This window comes from Shewanella psychropiezotolerans (assembly GCF_007197555.1).
GTDB lineage: Bacteria > Pseudomonadota > Gammaproteobacteria > Enterobacterales > Shewanellaceae > Shewanella > Shewanella psychropiezotolerans.
In genome coordinates this window covers 2,917,351-2,939,807 of sequence record NZ_CP041614.1, presented here as the reverse complement: position 1 = coordinate 2,939,807, position 22,457 = coordinate 2,917,351, and the positions used below count along the sequence as shown (strand labels likewise).

At 45.2% G+C, this 22,457-nt stretch carries 20 protein-coding genes and 1 riboswitch; of the genes, 4 read left to right on the top strand and 16 right to left on the bottom strand.

Features of this window, described 5'->3' with window-relative positions:
- The first annotated feature begins 43 nt into the window (after positions 1–43).
- Positions 44–1,627, top strand: coding sequence for an isocitrate lyase (locus tag FM037_RS13015; RefSeq protein ID WP_144046354.1), 1,584 nt, complete (start codon positions 44–46; stop codon positions 1,625–1,627).
- Between the two features lie 169 nt (positions 1,628–1,796).
- Here FM037_RS13015 and FM037_RS13010 read toward each other — a convergent pair whose 3' ends face one another.
- The 6 genes from FM037_RS13010 to FM037_RS12985 form a co-directional block, all read right to left on the bottom strand.
- A complete protein-coding gene (locus FM037_RS13010) occupies positions 1,797–2,795 on the bottom strand; it encodes a GGGtGRT protein (protein ID WP_144046353.1) in 999 nt (332 codons plus the stop codon).
- A gap of 9 nt (positions 2,796–2,804) precedes the next feature.
- On the bottom strand, positions 2,805–3,497 hold the full coding sequence (locus FM037_RS13005) for an iron-sulfur cluster assembly scaffold protein (RefSeq protein ID WP_144046352.1): 693 nt from the start codon (positions 3,495–3,497) through the stop codon (positions 2,805–2,807).
- Positions 3,498–3,586: 89 nt separating this feature from the next.
- Positions 3,587–3,668, bottom strand: a riboswitch (Fluoride riboswitch).
- A 193-nt stretch (positions 3,669–3,861) separates the two neighbouring features.
- A complete protein-coding gene (locus FM037_RS13000) occupies positions 3,862–4,410 on the bottom strand; it encodes a GDYXXLXY domain-containing protein (RefSeq protein WP_144046351.1) in 549 nt (182 codons plus the stop codon).
- Positions 4,400–5,725, bottom strand: coding sequence for a DUF2157 domain-containing protein (locus FM037_RS12995; RefSeq protein WP_144046350.1), 1,326 nt, complete (start codon positions 5,723–5,725; stop codon positions 4,400–4,402). Before FM037_RS12995 ends, FM037_RS13000 begins: the two co-directional genes overlap by 11 nt.
- A gap of 116 nt (positions 5,726–5,841) precedes the next feature.
- The gene (locus FM037_RS12990) at positions 5,842–7,893 is read right to left on the bottom strand and encodes a dipeptidyl-peptidase 5 (protein ID WP_144046349.1); all 2,052 of its coding nucleotides are present in this window, start codon (positions 7,891–7,893) and stop codon (positions 5,842–5,844) included.
- A 231-nt stretch (positions 7,894–8,124) separates the two neighbouring features.
- Positions 8,125–9,648: a fumarate hydratase gene (locus FM037_RS12985; protein WP_144046348.1), complete on the bottom strand. Its 1,524-nt coding sequence runs from the start codon at positions 9,646–9,648 to the stop codon at positions 8,125–8,127.
- A gap of 141 nt (positions 9,649–9,789) precedes the next feature.
- On the opposite strand from FM037_RS12985, the gene pabB reads away from it, so the two are divergent.
- Both pabB and FM037_RS12975 read left to right on the top strand, forming a co-directional pair.
- Complete coding sequence (gene pabB / locus FM037_RS12980; protein WP_144046347.1) at positions 9,790–11,184, top strand: aminodeoxychorismate synthase component I; 1,395 nt, start codon at positions 9,790–9,792, stop codon at positions 11,182–11,184.
- 35 nt (positions 11,185–11,219) lie between these two features.
- Positions 11,220–11,810: a CoA pyrophosphatase gene (locus FM037_RS12975; RefSeq protein ID WP_144046346.1), complete on the top strand. Its 591-nt coding sequence runs from the start codon at positions 11,220–11,222 to the stop codon at positions 11,808–11,810.
- Between the two features lie 179 nt (positions 11,811–11,989).
- Here FM037_RS12975 and FM037_RS12965 read toward each other — a convergent pair whose 3' ends face one another.
- Positions 11,990–12,325 (bottom strand): hypothetical protein, encoded by a 336-nt coding sequence (locus FM037_RS12965; RefSeq protein ID WP_144046345.1) that lies wholly within the window; start codon positions 12,323–12,325, stop codon positions 11,990–11,992.
- Between the two features lie 260 nt (positions 12,326–12,585).
- Between FM037_RS12965 and asnS the strand changes: the two genes are divergently transcribed.
- Positions 12,586–13,986: an asparagine--tRNA ligase gene (gene asnS / locus FM037_RS12960; RefSeq protein WP_144046344.1), complete on the top strand. Its 1,401-nt coding sequence runs from the start codon at positions 12,586–12,588 to the stop codon at positions 13,984–13,986.
- A 67-nt stretch (positions 13,987–14,053) separates the two neighbouring features.
- Here the strand turns inward: asnS and FM037_RS12955 are convergent, their stop codons facing one another.
- From FM037_RS12955 to FM037_RS12915, 9 genes are all read right to left on the bottom strand, one after another.
- On the bottom strand, positions 14,054–15,067 hold the full coding sequence (locus FM037_RS12955) for a tetratricopeptide repeat protein (protein ID WP_144046343.1): 1,014 nt from the start codon (positions 15,065–15,067) through the stop codon (positions 14,054–14,056).
- Between the two features lie 56 nt (positions 15,068–15,123).
- Positions 15,124–16,092, bottom strand: a complete 969-nt coding sequence (locus FM037_RS12950) for a type II secretion system F family protein (RefSeq protein WP_144046342.1) — start codon at positions 16,090–16,092, stop codon at positions 15,124–15,126.
- Between the two features lie 2 nt (positions 16,093–16,094).
- Complete coding sequence (locus FM037_RS12945) at positions 16,095–17,072, bottom strand: type II secretion system F family protein (protein WP_144046341.1); 978 nt, start codon at positions 17,070–17,072, stop codon at positions 16,095–16,097.
- 11 nt (positions 17,073–17,083) lie between these two features.
- On the bottom strand, positions 17,084–18,409 hold the full coding sequence (locus tag FM037_RS12940; RefSeq protein WP_144046340.1) for a CpaF family protein: 1,326 nt from the start codon (positions 18,407–18,409) through the stop codon (positions 17,084–17,086).
- A gap of 1 nt (position 18,410) precedes the next feature.
- Entirely contained in the window at positions 18,411–19,691 is a 1,281-nt protein-coding gene (locus FM037_RS12935; RefSeq protein ID WP_144046339.1) for a P-loop NTPase, read from the bottom strand.
- Positions 19,692–19,758: 67 nt separating this feature from the next.
- A complete protein-coding gene (locus FM037_RS12930; protein ID WP_144046338.1) occupies positions 19,759–20,217 on the bottom strand; it encodes a TadE/TadG family type IV pilus assembly protein in 459 nt (152 codons plus the stop codon).
- Positions 20,214–20,684 carry a TadE/TadG family type IV pilus assembly protein gene (locus tag FM037_RS12925; protein ID WP_144046337.1) on the bottom strand — a complete coding sequence of 157 codons (471 nt, stop codon included), beginning with the start codon at positions 20,682–20,684 and terminating at the stop codon, positions 20,214–20,216. Before FM037_RS12925 ends, FM037_RS12930 begins: the two co-directional genes overlap by 4 nt.
- 9 nt (positions 20,685–20,693) lie before the next feature.
- On the bottom strand, positions 20,694–22,001 hold the full coding sequence (locus FM037_RS12920; protein WP_144046336.1) for a pilus assembly protein TadG-related protein: 1,308 nt from the start codon (positions 21,999–22,001) through the stop codon (positions 20,694–20,696).
- 167 nt (positions 22,002–22,168) lie between these two features.
- Positions 22,169–22,456, bottom strand: a complete 288-nt coding sequence (locus FM037_RS12915; RefSeq protein WP_227993021.1) for a hypothetical protein — start codon at positions 22,454–22,456, stop codon at positions 22,169–22,171.
- Position 22,457 lies beyond the last annotated feature (1 nt).

The following is a 22,457-nucleotide window of genomic DNA, read 5'->3' as shown; positions in this document are numbered from 1 at the left end:
GAAGCAATCGTTGATAATTATTTTTTGTAGGAAGGGACTTACCATGTCAAATTACCGAACCGATATTGATACTGCAGCAAGCTTGATTGAGAATGAAGGTAGTGCCTGGAATGCAATCAATCCTGAGTCAGTCGCTCGTATGCGCACTCAGAACCAATTTAAGACGGGTTTAGACATAGCTAAGTATACCGCCAAGATAATGCGTGAAGACATGGCTAACTATGATGCTGATAGCTCTCAGTACACTCAATCACTAGGATGTTGGCACGGTTTCATCGGCCAACAGAAGATGATTGCGATTAAGAAGCATCTTTTGACTACGAAACGACGTTACCTCTATCTTTCGGGTTGGATGGTTGCAGCCCTTCGCAGTGAGTTCGGTCCTCTGCCTGACCAATCAATGCATGAGAAGACTTCAGTCGCTAGCCTAATTGCCGAGCTTTATACTTTCCTTCGCCAAGCCGATGCTCGTGAGTTGGGCGGCCTGTTCCGTGAACTTGATAATGCCGACGCCGCCGATAAAGCCGCGATTCAGGATAAGATAGATAATTTCGAGACCCATGTTGTACCTATTATTGCCGATATCGATGCAGGTTTTGGCAACGAAGAAGCCACTTACCTGATGGCTAAGCAGATGATTGAAGCCGGTGCCTGTTGTATACAGCTTGAAAATCAGGTTTCCGATGTAAAGCAATGTGGTCACCAAGACGGCAAGGTAACGGTTCCTCATGTTGAGTTTTTGGCTAAGATCAATGCCGTACGTTATGCCTTCTTAGAACTTGGCATCGATGATGGCGTTATCGTGGCACGTACCGATTCTCTCGGTGCGGGTCTGACGCAGAAGATTGCGGTAACTTCAGAGCCGGGTGATTTGGGTGACAAGTACAACTCTTTCATCGAAGTAGAAGAAGTCACTAGCGACAACTTAGAAAATGGCGACGTAGTGTTTAAGCGCGGCGATAAGCTGGTTAAGCCTTCACGTCTACCCAATGGCCTGTTTAAATTCCGCGCGGGTACTGGTGAAGAGCGCTGTGTGCTCGACTGTATCACCAGTCTTCAGAACGGCGCTGACTTATTGTGGATTGAGACCGAGAAGCCTCATGTGGCTCAGATTGGTGCCATGGTCAATGCCATTCGTGAAGTCGTGCCAAATGCTAAGCTGGTTTACAACAACTCGCCTTCATTTAACTGGACGCTTAACTTCCGTCAACAGATCTTTGATATCATGCAAGAAGCTGGTAATGATGTATCAAGTTACGAACGTGCTGACTTGATGAATATCAAGTATGACGAAACTGAACTCGGTATTCAGGCGGACGAGAAAATCCGTACCTTCCAGGCCGACTCAGCCCGTGAAGCCGGTATCTTCCATCACCTGATCACGCTACCGACTTACCACACGGCTGCCTTGTCTACGGACAACTTGGCGAAAGAGTACTTCGGTGACCAAGGCATGCTAGGTTATGTGGCTAATGTGCAGCGCAAAGAGATCCGCCAGGGTATCGCCTGTGTTAAGCACCAGAACATGGCTGGCTCAGATATGGGTGATGCTCACAAGGAATACTTCTCTGGTGATCAGGCGCTGAAGGCGTCGGGTAAAGACAACACCATGAACCAGTTCGGCTAATGCCCTACTAACTACCCCGACTAAATCCCCAATAGGGATAAGGGAAACAAAAAACCGGAGTCACACGACTTCGGTTTTTTCTGTTTTTGGAATACGAAAAGTCATCCCAATCTATTCATCTGATTGACTAAATATACCAAGGGAAAATCTAGCCTGTATACCTAGGGTATTAACTAAACGCCTGTTCGATGGCCACGGCGATTGCCACGCTGGCCCCCACCATAGGGTTATTTCCCATGCCAACCAAACCCATCATCTCCACATGGGCGGGTACCGAGGAAGAGCCTGCAAACTGGGCATCGCTGTGCATCCTACCCATAGTATCTGTCATGCCATAGCTAGCAGGGCCGGCGCCAACATTATCCGGATGCAGAGTACGTCCGGTTCCGCCGCCTGATGCCACAGAGAAGTAAGCTTGTTTCAACAACAGACGCTCTTTCTTGTAAGTGCCGGCCACAGGATGCTGGAAACGGGTGGGATTAGTCGAATTGCCTGTGATAGAGATATCCACCCCTTCTTTGTGCATGATGGCCACGCCTTCCATCACATCATCGGCGCCATAACAGTTGATCTCTCCACGCACGTCCTTACCAAATCGCTTCTCACGCACCACGCTGAGCTCGTCGGTCGCATAATCAAACCGAGTCTCCACATAGTTAAAACCATTGATGCGGGCAATAAGGTAGGCCGCATCTTTCCCCAGACCATTAAGAATCACCCTTAAAGGCGATTGTCTGACCTTGTTGGCATTCTGGGCTATCTTGATGGCCCCCTCGGCTGCGGCAAAGGATTCATGGCCCGCGAGAAAACAGAAACAACGGGACTCTTCAGACAAGAGGCGTGAGGCAAGGTTGCCGTGGCCCAAGCCTACCTTCCTCTGCTCAGCTACCGAGCCAGGTATGGTGAAAGCCTGCAAGCCTTCACCGATGGCATTCGCCGCCTCATAGGCCTTAAACTTCTGTTGTTTTATGGCAATAGCGGCCCCTAAGGTGTAAGCCCAGGCCGCATCATCGAAGGCGATGGTTTGTGTCTCTTTCACTATGTCGAAGGGATCGAAGCCATGCTTATTACACAAGTCACGGCTGTTAGTTAGACTCTCTAGGCCATACATATCCAATATCTGCTGAATACGTGGCATACGTTCCACGCTACGTTCAAATTCAATCATGATGATCCCCTACTGTTTTCTTGGGTTAATGTATGACACGGCTTCATCGAATCGACCGTAATGGCTCTTGGCTCTGTCGATGGCTTCATTTGCATCGACGCCATCGGCCACTAATGCCATCATCTTACCCAGTTGCACATATTCATAACCGATCACCTCAGTGTCTTCATCCAATGCCATTCGGGTAATGTATCCTTCGGCAAGGTCCAGATAACGAACCCCCTTGGCCCGGGTGCCATAGGTGGTCCCCACTTGAGAGCGCAGCCCTTTGCCTAAATCTTCCAACCCGGCCCCAATAGGCAAACCGCCTTGAGAGAATGCGGTTTGACTGCGTCCGTAGGCCATCTGCAGAAACAGCTCGCGCATGGCCACATTGATGGCATCACACACAAGATCGGTATTCATGGCTTCGAGTAAGGTCTTGCCCGTCATGATCTCAGAGGCCATGGCGGCTGAATGTGTCATGCCAGAGCAACCAACGGTCTCTATCAAGCACTCTTCGATGATGCCGTCTTTTACATTGAGGGTCAGTTTGGCCGCACCCTGCTGCGGCGCACACGTCCCGACACCATGGGTGACACCTGAGATATGGCTGACTTCTGTGACGTGGATAAAGTTTCCCTCTATGGGGACGGGCGCATTAGCATGATTGGGTCCTCTTGCTATAGGACACATATTTTGAATTTCGGTAGAATAATTCATAGCAGTCTCTTCGCTTAAATGGCTAGGAAGACCGTTGTGGAAGGAAATTGATACAGCTGTGCCCGACCTCTAACGATCTTAATTCGTTATAAATGCCAGGAGTCATCAGCCCAGAAGGCGGTTTAATATCAGTCCATTGATATAGAGTAGAACCCCATTACCCAATCATTAAACTACTCGCTTTTTACCATAAAACCAGAGGTGTTTTCACTCAGCCCTTATTTTTGTGAGTCATGTATCAAAATGAATTAATGGCTTGGGTGTTTATCCATATTGGCACGATTTAAGCCATAACGATAAAATAGTGATAAAATAACGAGAACAATAACACCCCGGAACTGAGTTCCGGGTTTAGTCAGTTATCTCAACAAGCATCACCTTGGCAGACAAATTCCTGCGCGCGGGCTTTACCGTTTCCCGACACAAAGATACGCATCAATGCTCCTTCCCTCAGGGTTTCTTGTGCTAAAAGCGCTTTCTCCTTGGGCATGAAAAATGCCTCTATACCGTACTCGATAGATAAACTGTTACCGTAATTAGCCCTGACCCTTCCACGTATAAACAGCCCAGTTACCGGTTTTAACTTAGAAATACTTTGAAAGCGCCAATGGTTCAGTTCTTCTTTGACACTGACGTAGACGACACTGCCTAGCTTATATTCACTGGCATTATCACTCTCTACTTGACTGATTTCATAACTAAGACGCACAAAATTGCCTCGAAACAGGCTTCTGGGATCATAAGGCTGGGTTTTGAGTATGATTGGGGTGCCGGTCCAAATTGGCCAGACTGAGCCCAAATACTCTACCACTAGCACCGAAAGCTGAAGAGTGATCGCGACTATGAGTCCTATCTTAAAGGTATGACTCTGATACCAGTTCGTATCTTGCACTAGCCCTGAATTAAGCTTCATCGGTTCGCCCTCCAAGCTCTGTTTGCCCGCGTAATCGCCAATATCTGGCAGCAAGCATCATGATAGACGCGGCAATCAGAAACAGCAGCGCGCCGCCGAGATAATCACCGATAAGATCAAAGTATCGCACAAATGCCGTCGCTAACAACGCCACGACTCCGGTATAAAAGTATTGGGTTTCATCTTGCTCTATGCCCCGCCTAATCAAACTTATGCCCAGCACCAGCAATAAAAAATTGATAGTGACTGCAGCAATCATATCGCCACTGCTAAAGTAGGCTTGAGCAATAAAGCAAATACTAAAACAAAGGCTAAAAAGTACAGCGGGCATCGAGGCGTATCGGCTATTTCTAGCAGACAGGCTCCATGAAATCACGCCGCCCGTAATCAATGCAGCGATACTCAATACCAGAGACATGTCACTTTCTGATGAGTACTCGTGCCAGATACCTTCAAAACTGAGTATGAGCAGAGTCACCACAGAAACTCTTAAGAGCCAAAGATGCAACACGAGTCCATACTCTCGCCATGTAGGATTCGATGTACGCATCAATGCCCAGGCCAAGCCATTGAATACTAACCCAAGCGCGAGAGAGAACGGCAGCAAGTCACCAAAGGGCTCATAATGAATGCCGCTACCCATCAGCCAAGCCAAGGCTAAGTTAAGCCAAACCAGCAGTGCAAACAGACTAAAGACAAATATGGTGGGTGTTGAGCGGCAATACAGCGCCAGGAACAGGGCAGATAAGAGAAAGACAGGATAGCTAGAGGGGAAAAATGCTTCACCGACCTCTACGCACAGCCAAATTGTAGCAAGTGCGAGCATCAATAATGACAGTAAACGACTTCGGGTTAATAGCACTAAAGGTAACACCCCTAACGCCCACCAATATATACCATCTGGATAATGCTCACCTAAGTGGTAAATTTGCGCAATGAGCATAATACTGGCGCCATAGGATATGGCCCCAAAAAACACCCAAATATTTGCGGCTTGATACCGGTTAGTCAGATATAAACGCAAGCCAATTAGGTTCGTGGTGGCAGTCAATAAGATTAAGACGCCGGTTTTAACCAAGCTTGGGATCTCATCCCAGTTATGAGAAATGATTAATATGAGGGCCAGTCCGATAAATAGACTGCCTAATGCCATTAATAGATAATAACCAAAGCTTGTTTTATTGGCGTCATTATCCAGAGACTCACCATATTTAGCCAAAATCGCTTGGCCTTGCTCATGGGTGATAATTGATTCATCTACCCACTCCCTAGCTTCGTGTGCTAACTCTTTCTTTAATAGCTGTATAAGCCGCATGCTTCACTCCTTTGAGACCTGAAAACGATATACACTTTATTCAAAAATCATCGACAAAAAAGGCCAGATAAATATCTGACCTTTTCATCTAACCATACTAAGCGGTAAATTACAGGTTACTTTTTAGTCCAGCGGTCCATCCAACCCAAGACATTGGCGTACCACTGTTCCAGGTTATCAGGGTTGAGGATCCAATGATTCTCTTCCGGATAAACCAGCAACTCAGATGGAATGCCTTTTCTCTGCATAAAGGTAAACGCAGCCAGACTTTGTCCATAAGGCACTCGGAAATCTTGCTCACCATGAATGATTAACATAGGTGTCTTCCAGTTCTCTACGTAATTGACTGGATTGAATTTCTCATACAAGTCCTTGTTCTCATCATATGTACCACCGAACTCATATTCGGGGAACCAGAGCTCTTCGGTCACATAATACATGGAGCGCATATCGAACAAACCAGCATGGTTAACCAGACAATTGAAGCCATCGCTCCAGTTACCCTGGATCCAGTTCATCATATAGCCACCATATGACCCACCGAGTGCACAGGTACGGCTAGAATCTAACCATTTCTGTTGCTTGGTCACGGCGGCTAGGCCTTTTTGCAGATCTTCCAGTGGCTTACCGCCCCAATCTTTAGAGATAGAGTCGGTGAATGCCTGCCCATAGCCGGTAGAGCCGTGGAAATCGATCATCACCACGCCGTAACCCGCACCGGCCCAGAGTTGAGCATTCCAGCGACTGCTGAATGAATTACCGAATGAGCCCTGAGGCCCGCCGTGAACCAGAAACGCAATAGGATACTGAGTGCCAGCCTTGAAGTTCGATGGCTTAATCCAGTAACCATGGACCTCTTCATTATTCCAACCCTTGAAACTGAACTGCTCGAACTCACCAAATTTAATCTTGGCGAGTTTCTCGCTATTGATATCGGTCAGTTTTTGTAAGCCCTGACCATCTAAATTGATAGAATGAAGATCACCTGGCTGTACCAGACTCTTGTGATTGAAGATAATCTTGTCCGCCGTCACGCCGACTATGCTGTTGCTGCCCTCGTTGTATAAGGTTTTTACATCACCAAATTGAGTGTTCACTTCAAAAATGGTGACTTGACCCACATCTTGAGCCGTGACGTATAAGGTTCGATTATCTTTACCAAAGGTCAATGAACTCGCACTTCTGTCCCATAGGGGCGCAACTTCTTTTTCCTGGCCCGTCACGGTATCACGCAACATGATGCGATATCTGTCGGCTTCGAAGCCCGGCTTTTTCATTGCCAGATAAGCTAAGTAGCGGCCATCGGCAGAATATGTCGGATGTGCATCCCACGCCTTGTTAGACTCGGTTAAATTAACCGCATCACCACCCGTTACCGGCACCTGCCACAAGTCATAGTTAGTGATCCAGGCCTGATCTTTACTCGGCGCCTTAGCGCTATAAACCACATATTTACCATCAGGGGTAAAGGTCACCTCTTCCATGCCGGAGAAAGGTTTAGGTGGCGTTTCCGTGTCCAGCCCAGCGGTGACATCCACGGCAGTGGTGATCTTGTCACCGTTCAATTGTGCCACAAACAGATGACTGCGGGAGTTATCGCTCCAGGTATCCCAATGACGGATCATCAATTGTTTATATTCACGGCCGTTGGATTTACGTTCAGCTTCTGCGGTGAATTTATCCTCAGAGCATTTCAGATCTTGGCAGTCCGGGAAGACACGCATGTTCAAGACCACTTGCTTGCCGTCTTGAGACAGTTTAAAGCCTTCCACATCCAGTGGTAGGTCTGACACTTGCCTAGCTTCACCGCCTGTCAGAGGTAACTTATACAGTTGGCTCGAACCATCACGTGAAGCCAGAAAGTAGACTGACTGGTCGTCGGCCGAAAAAGCGGCACTATGTTCGGTACCGGCAGCAAACGTGAGTTGCTTCGGCTCCGATCCCATTTGGGTCAAGTCTTGAATATAAAGGTCTGAACTGGCCTTACCTTCAGCATCAAATTTTTTGATGCCAAATACGATGCTGTTACCATCGCTAGATAAAGTTGATGAATGAAGTTTGTTGATTTTAACGAGATCTTGAACCTTGAAAGGCTGTGGTGATGAGGCTTGAGCCGACATAGCGACTCCAGCACCAGCCATAGCGAGTATGATTGCAGTTTTTTTCATTGTTATTATCATCTTTTGTGATTTCAATCTAACCGATTGGCGTATAGTCCAGATGGTCAGCGAGTTAAACTGTCCAACATTCATCCGACACCTAAGTTAGCTGGTGTTATTAGCAAGCATCCCTGCAGACATAAAAAATTTTAATCTATCGAGCTGAATATGCGCACACTATCCAAAATATTTGGCTTAGGCAAGACACCTAAGCCAAACTTTACTTTAGAAACAAGTGTGTTATTTCGCGGGTTCCAGGCTCACTTTCCATTGTGCAGGACCGGTTTCATGAACATTCACGCCCTTGGAGTCAACCGCCACTGTGACTGGCATATCTTTAACATCGAACTCATAGATAGCTTCCATGCCTAAGTCGGCAAAGGCTACCACACGTGACTTCTTAATGGCTTTAGACACCAGATAAGCCGCGCCGCCAACAGCCATAAGATACACAGCCTTGTGCTTCTTGATTGATGCAACGGTGGCAGGGCCACGTTCGGCCTTACCTATCATGCCCATCAAGCCAGTTTTCTCTAGCATTAGATCGGTAAACTTATCCATGCGGGTCGCCGTTGTAGGACCCGCAGGGCCGACAACTTCACTGCCCACAGGATCGACCGGACCGACGTAATAGATAAACTTACCGGTAAAGTCGACGCCTTCGGGAAGCCCTTCACCGGATTCGATAAGGGTCTGAATGCGTTTATGAGCCGCATCGCGACCCGTCAGCATCTTACCGTTGAGGAGCAAGGTATCACCACTCTTCCACTTTTCTATCTCGGCTTGTGTCACGGTATCTAGGTTGACCCTGTGTGTGTTCTCCCCCACTTCACGGGTGATCACAGGCCAGTCTTCCAGAGAAGGCGGCGTTAATTCCGCAGGTCCAGTGCCATCAAGATGGAAATGTACATGCCGCGTCGCGGCGCAATTGGGGATCATGACAACAGGCTTAGACGCCGCGTGAGTAGGCAGTGATTTAATCTTCACGTCTAGGACGGTTGTCAAGCCACCGAGCCCTTGTGCACCTATGCCCAAGTTGTTGGCACGCTCGAAGATATCGAGACGTAACTTTTCTTCGGCCGTCTCGGCGCCTCTTTGCTGTAGTTCGTGAATATCGACCGGATCCATCAAGGATTCTTTCGCTAAAACGGCCGCTTTCTCAGCTGTACCGCCGATACCTATACCTAACATGCCCGGAGGACACCAGCCCGCTCCCATGGTTGGCAAGGTTCTTTCAACCCAAGCGGCAATATCATCAGATGGATTTAGCATGGCCATCTTAGATTTATTTTCAGAACCGCCACCTTTAGCTGCGATAGCAACCTCGATGTGATTGCCTGGTATCATATCGATATGGACCACAGATGGCGTATTATCTCTGGTATTTTTACGTGCCCCGGCTGGATCTGCGACTATGGATGCACGCAGTGGGTTGTCTGGATTGAGATAGGCTTGTCTTACGCCCTCATCGACCATCTGCTGAATGGTCATGTCTGTTTTATCCCACTTAACAGCCATACCGACCTTGACGAAACAAGTCACAATACCCGTGTCTTGGCACAGAGGTCTCTTGCCTTCGGCAGACATACGTGAATTTATCAAGATTTGAGCGATAGCATCTTTTGCAGCAGCGCTCTCTTCACGTTCATAGGCTTGCGTCATTGCATCGACGAAATCCTTAGGATGATAGTAAGAGATATATTGTAGGGAATCGGCTACGCTCTCGATGAGATCCACTTGTTTGATGACAACTTCTTTACTCACAATCACTTCCTTATACACGACATTAGGGACACTTTTCAGCCATTTTCGGCATCTATATCTGTTTTTATTAATGCTAGCTGAGAGATATGATACTCTTTCGCGACTTTTAGGGGAATATCACATTTTAGATAAGGTGAATCGATGAGTTTTTCGGCGCTGCAGGGTGTATCAATACTGCGTCTTGATTGGAAATATACCACGACAGAATTATTTTCATCTTTGTCAGATATCCCCTGGGCTATGTTACTCGACTCGGCCAGTGGCGATCACTGTGATAGCCACTTTGACATTATCTGCCTTGACCCTATTGCGACACTTGTCACCGAGGGAGACAGTACAAAAATAAGCCGGTATCGAACTCATTGTCTGACAGACTCAAGCCTTAGCCAGTTAAACCCATTCGACTTGGTTAAACAGGAGTTAACACACTACTTCCCGATACCGAAGTCGAGTGAATTCCCCTTTTCCGGGGGCGCGATGGGTAGCTTCAATTATGATCTAGGACGTAAGATTGAGAAAATCCCCGAAATAGCCGCCGACGATATCGCCCTTCCGCTGATGAACATAGGCTTATATTTATGGGCGCTGGTATTCGATCATCAAGAACACGTCTGGAGCTTGGTGCATTACGGCAGCGAAGAAGCCGCGCAAACCAGTCTGGCTTGGCTGCAAGCTAAGCTGAAAATTAAACCAAAGAAGCCTGAATTCTCCCTTATCGGTGACTGGCAGCCACAACTAACTAAGACTGACTACGAAGCAAAATTTGATGCCATTCAAGAATATATTCAAAGCGGCGATTGCTATCAAATAAACCTGACCCAAAGGTTCTCGGCTAAATATCAGGGCAATGAATGGCGAGCCTACCTCAAACTCAGGGAATCCAATAAGGCTCCCTTCTCCGCCTTCATTCGCCTACCACAAGGTGCGTTATTGTCTATTTCTCCCGAGCGGTTTATTCAGTTAAGAGGGAAAGATATTCAGACTAAGCCCATTAAAGGCACGAGTCCCAGATATTCCACGGCGGCACAAGATCAGCAATCGGCCACACAGCTACGCCATTCAGCGAAAGACAGGGCGGAGAACTTGATGATAGTCGATCTACTTCGTAACGATCTGGGCAAGGTCGCCAAACCGGGCTCGGTATCTGTGCCTCATCTGTTTGAGATTGAAAGCTTTCCAGCCGTGCATCATCTGGTCAGCACAGTCACAGCACAACTCGACGCTAAATATGATGCCATCGACCTGTTAAAAGCCAGTTTTCCGGGCGGCTCGATCACCGGAGCGCCAAAAATCCGGGCGATGGAGATCATAGAAGAGCTTGAACCCTCGAGGAGAAGCCTTTACTGTGGTTCTATCGGTTACATCAGTCAAGACGGTCAGATGGACACCAGCATCACCATACGAACCTTAGTGGCTATAGATGGGATCATTTATTGCTGGGCTGGCGGCGGAATAGTTGTCGACTCGACGGCTGAGAGTGAATACAAAGAAACCTATGACAAAGTCAGTAAAATCCTGCCAGTATTACAGGGTTAATATTTGATATCGAAGTGGAAATCAGTAGAGGTTATATGCAAAAAAATATTAAGCCTATACAATTAACTGAATTTAAACTCAGATATAGCCTCTTGCAAGCCCCTCACGAGTCGAATCCGGATATTAAAGATCCCCTGCGCCAAGCTGCTGTCCTTATTGCCTTAATACAAGAAGAGGGTGCATTGCATGTCTTGCTTACCCGGCGCCCTACTCATCTTAGATCTCATCCGGGACAAATCAGTTTTCCAGGGGGGAAAGTTGAGCGGGGAGATGCTTCTCTTATCGAAACAGCATTGCGAGAAGCCGCGGAGGAGATTGCGCTTTACCCCGGTAATGTAGAAGTGATTGGCCAGTACCCTGCGATGAAAACCTTTACCGGTTTCGAAATAACCCCAGTTATAGGCCTGGTAAAGGAAGCCTTTACCCCTAAACTGGATCCGGGAGAAGTCGATGAACTGTTCACCGTGCCTTTGTCCTATTTATTACAAGCCGAGAATCGTCAAAAGCAGATTTATCAACGCCATGGGATCCATCACCCGGTTTATTTTATCCGTTATCGAGAACACCTTATCTGGGGAGCAACCGCTGCCATGATAAACAGACTCTGCAAGCATCTGATTCTCTAGAAACTCTCAGTAATATTTATTACAAAACGACAGTCATCAAAAGCAGATAGACCAAGGCCATGGGATCCACGGCTCGCAATTTATTTTATCCGTTACAGACAACACCTTATCTGGGGCGTAACCGCGGCCATGATAAACAGACTCTGCAAACATCTGATACTCTAGAAACTAGTCACTCGTTAAATTACAAAGGTGATATACAGGCCCGCAGCGACAGAACTTAATAGCAGCAGAGGAATATTGAACCAATACCCCATCTTACTGTGATGAGCAAAATAGTAATTAAAAGCCAAACTGACAAAACTGATTGCCGCACACGCCCATATAATATGTTCCAATTGAACTGTCTGTACAGGATCCCAACCAAGACGAATCGCTGCGCCCTTGCTCAAATAATACCCTATCGCGCGATCTGGCCTAGCCTTATCGAAAACCAGCAAGGCATATATTGCAAGAGACCAACCTGTAATAGATAGAGTGGCCAATAATCGCTGAAAAATTTTTATTTTCTTCATGACAACCCCTCTAACAAATGTAATTAATCTAGCCCTCTAATTAATCATAACAAGTAAGCCTTATGGCTGCCAATTTCAAGCAGTTAGTAGAGAAAAACTGCGATCTGGGTTTGGGTTAAAATTCAAAAGCAGGATTAATCATCAATATTACCGGCTATTAGGCCCTTTATCTGATTTTGCTACTTGAGAAAACCAGCCAGCAAGGTAATATAAACGTCCAAATTTTATATATAAACGTTTCGTTGGAGAACTAAGCAACAATGAGCATTACATCTGTCGCTTCTGTATTTAAAGGTGAATTTGCGATTGGTTCGCAAATTACCGTTCGCGGTTGGGTAAGATCGCGCCGAGATTCCAAAGCTGGCATCTCTTTTCTTGCCGTTTATGATGGCTCCTGTTTTGATCCTATCCAAGGTGTAGTGCCTAATAGCTTAGAAAATTATAATGACGAAATCTTGAAGTTGACTGCCGGTTGTTCTGTCATCATGACAGGTAAAGTGGTTGAGTCTCCGGGTAAAGGCCAGTCATTTGAGCTGCAAGTCACTGGTGTTGAAGTTGCCGGTTGGGTAGAAGATCCTGACACGTACCCTATGGCTGCTAAGCGTCACTCTATCGAGTATTTGAGAGAGCTGGCACACCTTCGCCCACGTACAAACATTATCGGTGCAGTTGCACGTGTACGTAACTGTTTGTCACAGGCAATACACAGATTCTACCATGAAGAAGGTTTCATCTGGGTATCGACTCCCCTCATAACTGCATCGGATTGTGAAGGTGCTGGTGAGATGTTCCAAGTCTCAACTTTAGACATGGAAAACTTACCCCGTACCGACGAAGGCAAGGTCGACTACAGCGAAGACTTCTTCGGTAAAGAGGCCTTCCTCACCGTCTCCGGTCAGCTTAATGCCGAGACTTATGCCTGCGCATTATCTAAAGTCTATACTTTCGGTCCTACGTTCCGTGCAGAAAACTCAAACACCAGTCGCCATCTGGCCGAATTCTGGATGGTCGAGCCTGAAGTGGCCTTCGCCGATCTCGATGATGTTGCCGCTCTCGCCGAACAGATGCTTAAATACTGCTTCAAAGCCGTACTCGAAGAACGTCGTGATGATCTTGAGTTTTTCGCCCAACGTGTCGATAAAACGGTAATTGAGCGTCTTGAGTCTTTCGTGACGAGTGACTTTGCTCAAGTGGATTACACCGATGCAGTTGAGATCTTGAAAAACTGTGGCAAGAAATTTGAATATGCCGTTGAGTGGGGAATCGATCTGCAATCTGAGCATGAGAGATATCTGGCGGAAGAGCATTTCAAAGCTCCAGTGGTCGTGAAAAACTACCCGAAAGACATCAAGGCCTTCTACATGCGCCTCAACGATGACGGTAAAACCGTTGCCGCAATGGACGTACTTGCACCAGGGATCGGTGAGATCATCGGTGGCGCTCAACGTGAGGAACGTTTGGACGTACTCGATGCACGCCTCGAAGAGATGAACCTGAGCAAGGAAGATTACTGGTGGTATCGTGACATGCGCCGCTACGGTACCGTACCTCATGCAGGTTTCGGTCTTGGCTTCGAGCGTTTAGTCTCATATGTCACAGGCGTGTCCAACATACGCGATGTGATCCCATTCCCTCGCGCACCTAAGTCGGCAAGCTTCTAGACGCCGATCACAGCTAAAAACAAAAACGCCCTCTTGGGCGTTTTTGTTTTTAGCACTAAATTCAAGATCAATGTCGACCCTGAGACTTTAATTCCATTGATGCACGTTTTAAATTCTTTTGTGCTTGATCAAAGTAAGTTGGGGAGTTGTCGATGGCGCGCTGAAAAAGTTTAATAGCTTGTTTATATTGACCTTCAAGCATAAGAAAATAGCCAAGGTCATTAAGAGCATCCGCAGGTTCCATCGTGTGTTCAAACGTTGTTAATGCACGGGCATAAAGACCTTTTCTCACATAAACCAGCCCTAGGTTTGTCCAGCCACGTTCAAAACTCGGATCTTGCTTCACAGCCTGTTTAAGGTATTTCTCTGCCAGAGTATAATTGCCACTTAAGTAGTATGAATAGCCTAAATTAGTCGTGATAAGTGCTGAATGAGGCTCTCTTTGCAAAGACAATTGATAATATTCTCTGGCATTTTGATACTCATTACCCATGTCCTCTAAAATAGCTAATGCATTATAAATCCTAACTGGAGACTCTTGGTCTAATGAAAAATAATGATTGGACATCGCCTTATAACCGGCATTTTTCAGCCTTATCTGATCGAGTTCGATGGCTTTTTCTAAATGGATTTTCGCTTGGCTGTGTTGCCTCTTATCCATATTGATTAATCCAAGACCTGCATGTGACATCAACATGTTTGGATCGAGTACCAAGGCTTCATTATAAGTTAAATAAGCAAGCTGGATATTTCCTTTAATACTATGAATCCTTGCGATATTGTACAATGTATCTGCATTTTCACCGTTGAAATCTAGCGCTTGAACATACAGGTAAAGTGCTTGATCTAAATTGCCTTTATTCTCTTCATTTTTTGCTCTGTCTAACGCATCGGCTTCGTCTATTGGCGGGTTTGCAGCCGCCACAGACACCATAGCATTTCCATCATAGAGATCATGGCGTGAAGGCGCTGTATTTTCAACTAAAAGTTCATCTTCCTTAACCGTAGAAGTACAGCCTGACAATAATTGGCTGCAAAGAAGAGCTCCTATCAACACAAAGAAAAATCGAGTATTATTCATAGTCGGACCATCGTTGATTCCCATCCTAACGCCCCCAATAATCAGAAAAATATAGCCTAAAATGCCTGCCCCCACACCTTCATCACTTTCAATACTGCAGGACCTACTGCGACAATAAAAAACGAGGGCCAAATACAGAGCATCATGGGGAAAATCATTTTTACTGCCAGTTTTGCCGCTTGCTCCTCTGCTTCTTGTAGCCGCTTATTCCTATATTCATCAGAAAACACTCTTAACGTTTCCGCGATACCAGTTCCGAGACGAATACTCTGTGAAATAGCAGAATTAAGTCCTTTGATATCCTCAAGTCCAGTCCTCTCTGTAAATTCCGATAAAGCCACTTTGACCGTTAAGCCCGCCCTAACCTTACTACAAACAAGATCTAGTTCGCTGGCAAGACAGGGGTGACTTATTGCAAGTTCATTGGCAACTCTCTGTATTGCCGCTAATAGGCCAAGACCCGCTTCACAACAAACAACTAACAGGTCTAAAGCATCGGGAAAGCCTCTCCTCAACATCTTCATACGTCTATTCGCTAACGTTTGTAAAACCATGGATGGCAACAGAAATGCACTGCCCATCAAAAAAGCGATCACATAGGCCGTCATCATGCTGGAAAGTTCTGGAAAATAGCTCAACACAACAACAGATAGACCTGCTCCTATCAAGATCAAGATAAGTCTGGCCGAACTAAATACAGCCAGGGCATTTTCTGAATGCAAACCTGCATGGATCAATAAGCGTCGTGTCTGATCATTAGAAAAATCAATTGGAAATTTTTTGACAACATGGCTGATCCCGTGCTCCAGAGTAGAGTTCACATCATCTTCGAAACCAGTTAAGGAAGACTTTTCTTGATTGATGTGCTTGAGTCGCTTTCTAAGAGGGGAATAAATTCCACTAATAAGAAATGAAATGGCAATGGCTAACGTGACACCTGCAATAGCAGCCACACCATAAATGCCCCATTTAATGTTTTCCGGGTTATCGAAAAGAGTGCCGAACAATCCAATTAAATAGTCCATAATTACACATCTATTTTAATTAACTTGCTGATCCACCAGCCACCTATCGTCATTCCGATGGCTCCCCACATCAATAATTTTTGCCCCTGTTCAGTGCCAGTTAATTCGCCTACATAGGAAGGTGTTTGTAAATATATAACGGCAAAAAGTACAAAAGGTAACAAGATTAAGATCCATGCAGATAACCGTCCCTCTGCAGAGAGCGTTCTCACTCTACGCCTGAATGTAAACCTTTCTCGAATTACCCTAGATAAATTACCGATATTTTCAGCCAAATTCCCCCCAGTCTCTTTTTGCACCATGACCGCACTGGCAAAAGCCATGGAAGAGATACTGGGAACACGTTCAATAAATCCAAGTAATGCCCGCTTGGTATCTTTAGTGTAATTAATATTGGCGAACATGAGTTTAAACTCTTTGGCTATCGGTCCATCTAACTCTTCAGTGGCCAGTTTTATGGCATCCGAAAATGAATATCCCGCTTGCAGTGCTCTTCGTATTACATCTAAAGCATCAGGGAAACTGGCTTCTATGGCATCCATGCGCTTATTGGTATCCCTATTGAGTTTGAAGTTGAACATCATCACAGTGAGGCCAAAAAGAAAGAAGCTAAGAATGGGTTCATGGATAAAAATCCAGGAAACTAAAGCTACAACGGTGGCACAGATTAGCGTTATTAGTAGAAAATGATGCCCCATTATTTTGTAATCAGCGAGTTCGAGTCTATAACTTAGGTTCTCAATAAACTCTATTTTTTCAAGAGTTCTACCAATACTAGTGACATTCTTCAACCTACTTGTTCTGAGTAGTGAGGTTTCGTACGCGGAGTCATTCGCTCTCTCAGCCAATTTTTTAAGCCTCTTACGTACAAGGGCTGTATTGGCTCTTTGAGGACTATAAACTGGCAAGAATAAAGCCTGTGAGAGTAAGATCACGGCCAAAAAAATCAAACCGAGAAAAATCATCTCATTAGAAAACATAATCAAGTCCTTTAGAAATCAGCAAATGGATCGCCGCTATTGAACAGTTCATAGGGAAGATCAATACCATGTTGTTTAAGCTTACTGTGAAAACCTGGGATCACACCTGTAGAGCTAAACTTACCGATAATGTCGCCATTTTGATCCCGCCCTTCTCTCACAAAGTGGAAGATCTCAGACATGGTTATAATGTCCCCCTCCATACCGTTAATCTCTTGAATGCTGGTTATCCGCCTTCCTCCATCTTCTAAACGCTCTAGTTGAACCACAAGATCGATAGCCGATGCAATTTGTGTTCTGATATTGCTAACAGGCATGTCAAATCCAGCCATACACACCATATACTCTAATCTGCCTAGGGCATCCCGTGGACTGTTAGCGTGTAACGTGGTTAATGATCCTTCATGACCGGTATTCATCGCTGTTAACATATCCAGTGCTTCACCACCACGAACCTCACCGATGACTATTCTATCTGGCCGCATACGTAGACAGTTTTTAACCAGATCTCGTTGAGTAATTTCGCCTCTCCCCTCTATATTGGCAGGCCGGGTTTCCAAGCGTACGGTATGGGGTTGCTGCAACTGAAGCTCTGCTGAATCTTCTATAGTCACAATCCGTTCATCGCTTGGAATATAGCCAGATAGCATATTGAGTAAGGTCGTTTTTCCACTACCGGTACCACCTGACACTAAGATATTGAGTTTACCGGCAACCGCCCCTCTCAAAAGCTCCACCATTTCAGGGGTAACCGAGCCATAACTAATAAGCTGTTCGGCATTGAGTTTATCTACGGAAAAACGCCTTATAGATAATGCGGGACCATCAAGAGCTAAGGGTGGAATGATGGCATTGACACGTGAACCATCTTCTAGCCTGGCATCAACCATAGGCGATGACTCATCAATTCTTCTACCAACGCTGGAGACAATTCGGTCAATAATGTTCAATAGGTGTACGTTATTATGAAACTTGATAGGTACGGACTCGAGCTTACCTCTTCGTTCTACATATACACGGTCAAATGAATTAACCAGAATATCTGAAATGGTTGGATCCGCCAGCAAGGTCTCTAAGGGACCTAAGCCTAAAACTTCATCGATGATCAACTGAATTAACCTTTGCCTAGAACTTAGGTTGATGGGTATATGCAGATCGTTAATTAACTTCTCGCCTATTTCAATGATCTGTTGTTTTGCTTGGTCTTTAGAAATAGTTTCTATCAGGGATAAATCCATAACATCGAGCAACTTATTATAAAGCTCCTCCTTTATTTGTTGCTCCTCAGGTGACAGAGGTTTAAACTCTAATGGCTCAGTTTGTTGAGTTATGCTCATGTTATTTTCCTAATAGCCTATTCCAAAATCCTTTTGGATCATCATCATCATCGGTACTGTTTTTGGGGAAAAAATAATCAGTCACAGCCACAAAATCGACAAGCATCTGCTCACGTTTTGCAACGTCCGTGATGGGAGTACCAAGGTCTATACATTGGCTCGACAACTTAAAATCATTGGCGACAACAAAAAGAGAGCTTATTCCTGTTGTCTCTTTAATGTCTTTCAGTGTGATCCCCGAACTCGTTTTCTGATAACGGTTAACCAATATGTGAATTTTGGTTTTGTTTATGCCCATAAAATTAATTAGCTGGTTAACTACTGCTCTTGTTTCCCGAATACTCATCACATTTTGTTGCATCACCAACAAAATATCAGCATTAGTCAACATATCAGCGTTCCATACTTCTGGCCCACGAGACAAATCGATAATCACCTGTTCATAATACTGTCTACACTTAAGAAGTAACTCATTAGTATTCCTCAGATCTATATGATCGGGAGCATTAAGCACCGCAAAGGGCTTCGCTGCCAAGAGGTGAAGGTTCCCTCGATTAGTCATCGCACCTCTCAACGCCACTTCATCTAATGAATCTAGTTCCTGTATCGCTTCGGTGATAAAGTAGCTAGGTTCCAAGCCAAGCATATGGGCTAACGTTCCTTGTAATAAGTCGGTATCAAGAAGAGCTACTTCCCCCTTATCTCTTGCTGCTATCACGGCTAAACTCGTTGCAACAAAGCTGGCACCAGAGCCTCCTTTTCCGTTTACAATGGCTAAAACAGGCGCTAAATTGGCCTTGCTGGCCAATTTTTTCGCAATTTTGTCCAAAGATTGCAACAATACATTATCGTCACCATCAACCGGAATGAAATCACTGACCCCCTGCTGAAATGCCAGCCTTAATACACTTTGCGGGGTATCTTGACCTAAAATGATGATATCCACATGATGAGTAGCAGCCAACTTTAACGCTTGTACTGCTTGGGACTCCTCATTAGGCAACACAAGCAGTATCAAGTTAAACGGGCGCGCATTAGTCTTATTACTGACGAATGGATTTAGGGTATTGATACTCTGCCACGATAAGTTAAGGCAATTATCAAGTCTGGTTTCAATGTTAGCAATCGGCTGATGCTGACTGTTAATCACCAGTGCATGAACAGGGTAAGGTAAAATATTATTAGTTATTTGCATGGCATCATGGATAGTATTTGTGCACGAGTGTGAATCTGTCTCTGTGTTATCTATGCTAGACACAAGTAACTCCAGTGGCTTATCCATTCAGTAATCCTTCCCAGATAAATATCCTTATATTGACTATAGTAAGGATTTGAGAGGATCAGATGAATTAATTACAATCTATGTAGCCACTTCCTGGGTCTTCGTCATCGACGCGATATACACCTAGACTCTCTCTTGGAAGATAAGTAGAAAAAGTGGGAGAGCTGATAACCCGCGACATTCCTGGGACTAAAAACTGATGCTGATAGTTCGATATGTCGGCTCTCACCATGACAATATTTATCCCTGTTGCTACATTACCCAACTCGTCGAGATAACTGATGGTTAAATTCGCAGGAGTTAAGTTAGGAATTAGGTTTGCCCCATAAAATAGAGCCATATGGCCGATATCAGTATCTGAGACTTGGCACACAACCGCTATTCTCGCGGCACGCCTTGAAGCTTCATGGAGCACATTATAGGTATACATTAAACGGCCAACTTCAATGATCGCAAATAACAGAAATAGGAAAAATCCCCCCACAATGGCAAACTCTACGGCATATACTCCCTTTTGGGATTTCATAATGCCCTAATCGTATAGCTAACTTGCATATTGAAACTCAAATCAGTGCTAGCTTGTTCACCTAGACCAAAGTGTGACGCCCCCTCACCAAACAAGGGTTGCCAGTCATAGTCTACGGTGATAGTGACACTGTCCGTTGAGGGAATGGCTGCTATATTCACATTCGATGTCGATAAGCCCCTGAGTAGAGGCACTGTCCCTCCAATAAAACCATAAACTAGAATATCTTTCGTGTTTGAGATACAGTTTTGGCAGCTGCCATCATCTAGAGGGTCTGGTACACTCTCTGTCGTATTGGGTATGGCGGTCGTTGAAAGGTATCGTCCCGCGTCTCTAACCATGCGAGTCAAATGACTGTATTGAAACAGTGCACGCCCTATCTCACCGGTGGTGAAGGCTAATAACAGTAGCAAAGGCAGCATTATGCTAAACTCAACTGCCGCTACACCTCTATTGCTACTCTTCATCTTCCTCACCTATGAATCAGGACTATCGGGGTCACGATAGAGGACAATCGTCGACGTATTGCTCACAAACCCAGGATCGAGTGAAGCAGCTCCAGAGCTGGAACAAACACTCACAAATTCCCCAATAACATGTGCTTCATTGCCTTTTTGCGAGATATCTTGAGACAAAAAGAAACATCCAATGCTTAGGGCTTCAATCGTATTGGCGCCATTTGTCATACCATCACAGATACCGATCACAACAGGCAGCTTTCTCCTACCTCCAGCCGAAATGGAGGCATCGCTAGAGATACCTCCGGTGTCACAATTAAGTGTATCGCCAGTGATATATTCAAGGTGACTATACTCGACAGCAGATCCAGTAAAGGGAATGATGACCCCATCATTGTCGACCTCGACTCTGTCACCTTGGCAATTATTGAAATCTCTTGGGTGATCAGTTGAATTCACTCCACCTCCCTGCCACTGTCCGAAGCGAGTATTAAGACCTTGAACCACAGGTCCAACAGTATTACCTGGCTCAGTCGGAACATCATCGCCCCTGCTTACACAAGAGCCCGGAGTATACTCACCGGCTAATGCACGCCTAATATCGGCCCCTCCAGAGGCGCCATCTAAACGTAATAATTGAAAGTTACCAGGACCTATGGCGGTCCCTTGATTTGACCCGGCTTTCATCACATATAATTCGTCACGCGGGAGGCCGAAGGGCATCGAATCATCGATAAAATCAGGGAAGTTTGGTTCATCGTATCCAGCACAAACCATCATGGGGACGACTTTATTGAGGCACTCAATATCGGTACTTTTTCCCGCAACTGCCGATGCTCTAACGACCTTATTAAAATTCATGATCTGAGCAATAAAGTTATCCAAGCCTACATTCTCAATTCGTACACGCACATATTGTGCATCTTCATCAAGCACAGGTATAAAAGGGTCAGGCCATAGGGAAAACTCAATAAAGATATTTGAAGTGACTTGGGTGGCATTATAATCAGCTGAAGATTGTGAAACACTCGTGTTGAGATCGGCATTTTCACTGAACTGAAAGTTCTGAATAAGCATTGATGTTGCAGCTTCTCTTGCTTCAAAGAGGCTACCTCCATCCTGAATGATTTTTGCCCCATAGAGGGCTGAAGAGTCAGCGGCATTTTGTAATCTGCCTTTATCCAGCAACATATGCCCACTATCTAAGGCCAATGCTGCTACCGTCAACAAAGCAAAAATACCAATAGTAAACATCACGAGTATAGAGCCAGTCTGGTGCGCATCTAGATGCGTACAATACAGACATTCATTTTTTGCAGACTTCATCTGCTTGCCTTTTATCCTCTGACTGACGAGGAATGTTTAACTACACCTTGTTGACGCCATCCTTAACCAGAGCGGTGTAACTTACTAAAGAATTATGTTTATACTTAACATATATATGTGAACGAATTTATCTTCTACATTTTTATCATTTATTACTTCATATAAGTTTAGTCAACTTTCACGGCTATATGTCCTCTAGCATGCTTAGGAGGATAATTACTTTCACGATAAGCTTTCATCACTCTTTCACCATATTGCCCATCTAGCGTACCCACGATCCCTTCATTACGTTCTGGAGCCCCCATATCTAATATCTGTAACTGCTTCACCTGCTGATAACTCTGATCCATAGGAAAATCATTTAGTTCAGCACATCCCATCAAGCTGATACTGAACCCAATCAATACACAACTCAATTTAATCATCGACTTGCTATTTTTATCACAAAAATCCATT

What these genes read in the sequence shown, in the direction of transcription:
- asnS (WP_144046344.1), top strand. Translation starts at nt 12,586, where the DNA reads ATGAGCATTACATCTGTCGCTTCTGTATTTAAAGGTGAATTTGCGATT.
- pabB (WP_144046347.1), top strand. Translation starts at nt 9,790, where the DNA reads ATGAGTTTTTCGGCGCTGCAGGGTGTATCAATACTGCGTCTTGATTGG.
- FM037_RS12995 (WP_144046350.1), bottom strand. Translation starts at nt 5,725, where the DNA reads ATGCGGCTTATACAGCTATTAAAGAAAGAGTTAGCACACGAAGCTAGG.
- FM037_RS13010 (WP_144046353.1), bottom strand. Translation starts at nt 2,795, where the DNA reads ATGATTGAATTTGAACGTAGCGTGGAACGTATGCCACGTATTCAGCAG.
- FM037_RS12950 (WP_144046342.1), bottom strand. Translation starts at nt 16,092, where the DNA reads ATGGACTATTTAATTGGATTGTTCGGCACTCTTTTCGATAACCCGGAA.
- FM037_RS12975 (WP_144046346.1), top strand. Translation starts at nt 11,220, where the DNA reads ATGCAAAAAAATATTAAGCCTATACAATTAACTGAATTTAAACTCAGA.
- FM037_RS13015 (WP_144046354.1), top strand. Translation starts at nt 44, where the DNA reads ATGTCAAATTACCGAACCGATATTGATACTGCAGCAAGCTTGATTGAG.
- FM037_RS12955 (WP_144046343.1), bottom strand. Translation starts at nt 15,067, where the DNA reads ATGAATAATACTCGATTTTTCTTTGTGTTGATAGGAGCTCTTCTTTGC.
- FM037_RS12965 (WP_144046345.1), bottom strand. Translation starts at nt 12,325, where the DNA reads ATGAAGAAAATAAAAATTTTTCAGCGATTATTGGCCACTCTATCTATT.
- FM037_RS12990 (WP_144046349.1), bottom strand. Translation starts at nt 7,893, where the DNA reads ATGAAAAAAACTGCAATCATACTCGCTATGGCTGGTGCTGGAGTCGCT.
- FM037_RS12920 (WP_144046336.1), bottom strand. Translation starts at nt 22,001, where the DNA reads ATGAAGTCTGCAAAAAATGAATGTCTGTATTGTACGCATCTAGATGCG.
- FM037_RS13000 (WP_144046351.1), bottom strand. Translation starts at nt 4,410, where the DNA reads ATGAAGCTTAATTCAGGGCTAGTGCAAGATACGAACTGGTATCAGAGT.
- FM037_RS12930 (WP_144046338.1), bottom strand. Translation starts at nt 20,217, where the DNA reads ATGAAATCCCAAAAGGGAGTATATGCCGTAGAGTTTGCCATTGTGGGG.
- FM037_RS13005 (WP_144046352.1), bottom strand. Translation starts at nt 3,497, where the DNA reads ATGAATTATTCTACCGAAATTCAAAATATGTGTCCTATAGCAAGAGGA.
- FM037_RS12935 (WP_144046339.1), bottom strand. Translation starts at nt 19,691, where the DNA reads ATGGATAAGCCACTGGAGTTACTTGTGTCTAGCATAGATAACACAGAG.
- FM037_RS12945 (WP_144046341.1), bottom strand. Translation starts at nt 17,072, where the DNA reads ATGTTTTCTAATGAGATGATTTTTCTCGGTTTGATTTTTTTGGCCGTG.
- FM037_RS12925 (WP_144046337.1), bottom strand. Translation starts at nt 20,684, where the DNA reads ATGAAGAGTAGCAATAGAGGTGTAGCGGCAGTTGAGTTTAGCATAATG.
- FM037_RS12915 (WP_227993021.1), bottom strand. Translation starts at nt 22,456, where the DNA reads ATGGATTTTTGTGATAAAAATAGCAAGTCGATGATTAAATTGAGTTGT.
- FM037_RS12940 (WP_144046340.1), bottom strand. Translation starts at nt 18,409, where the DNA reads ATGAGCATAACTCAACAAACTGAGCCATTAGAGTTTAAACCTCTGTCA.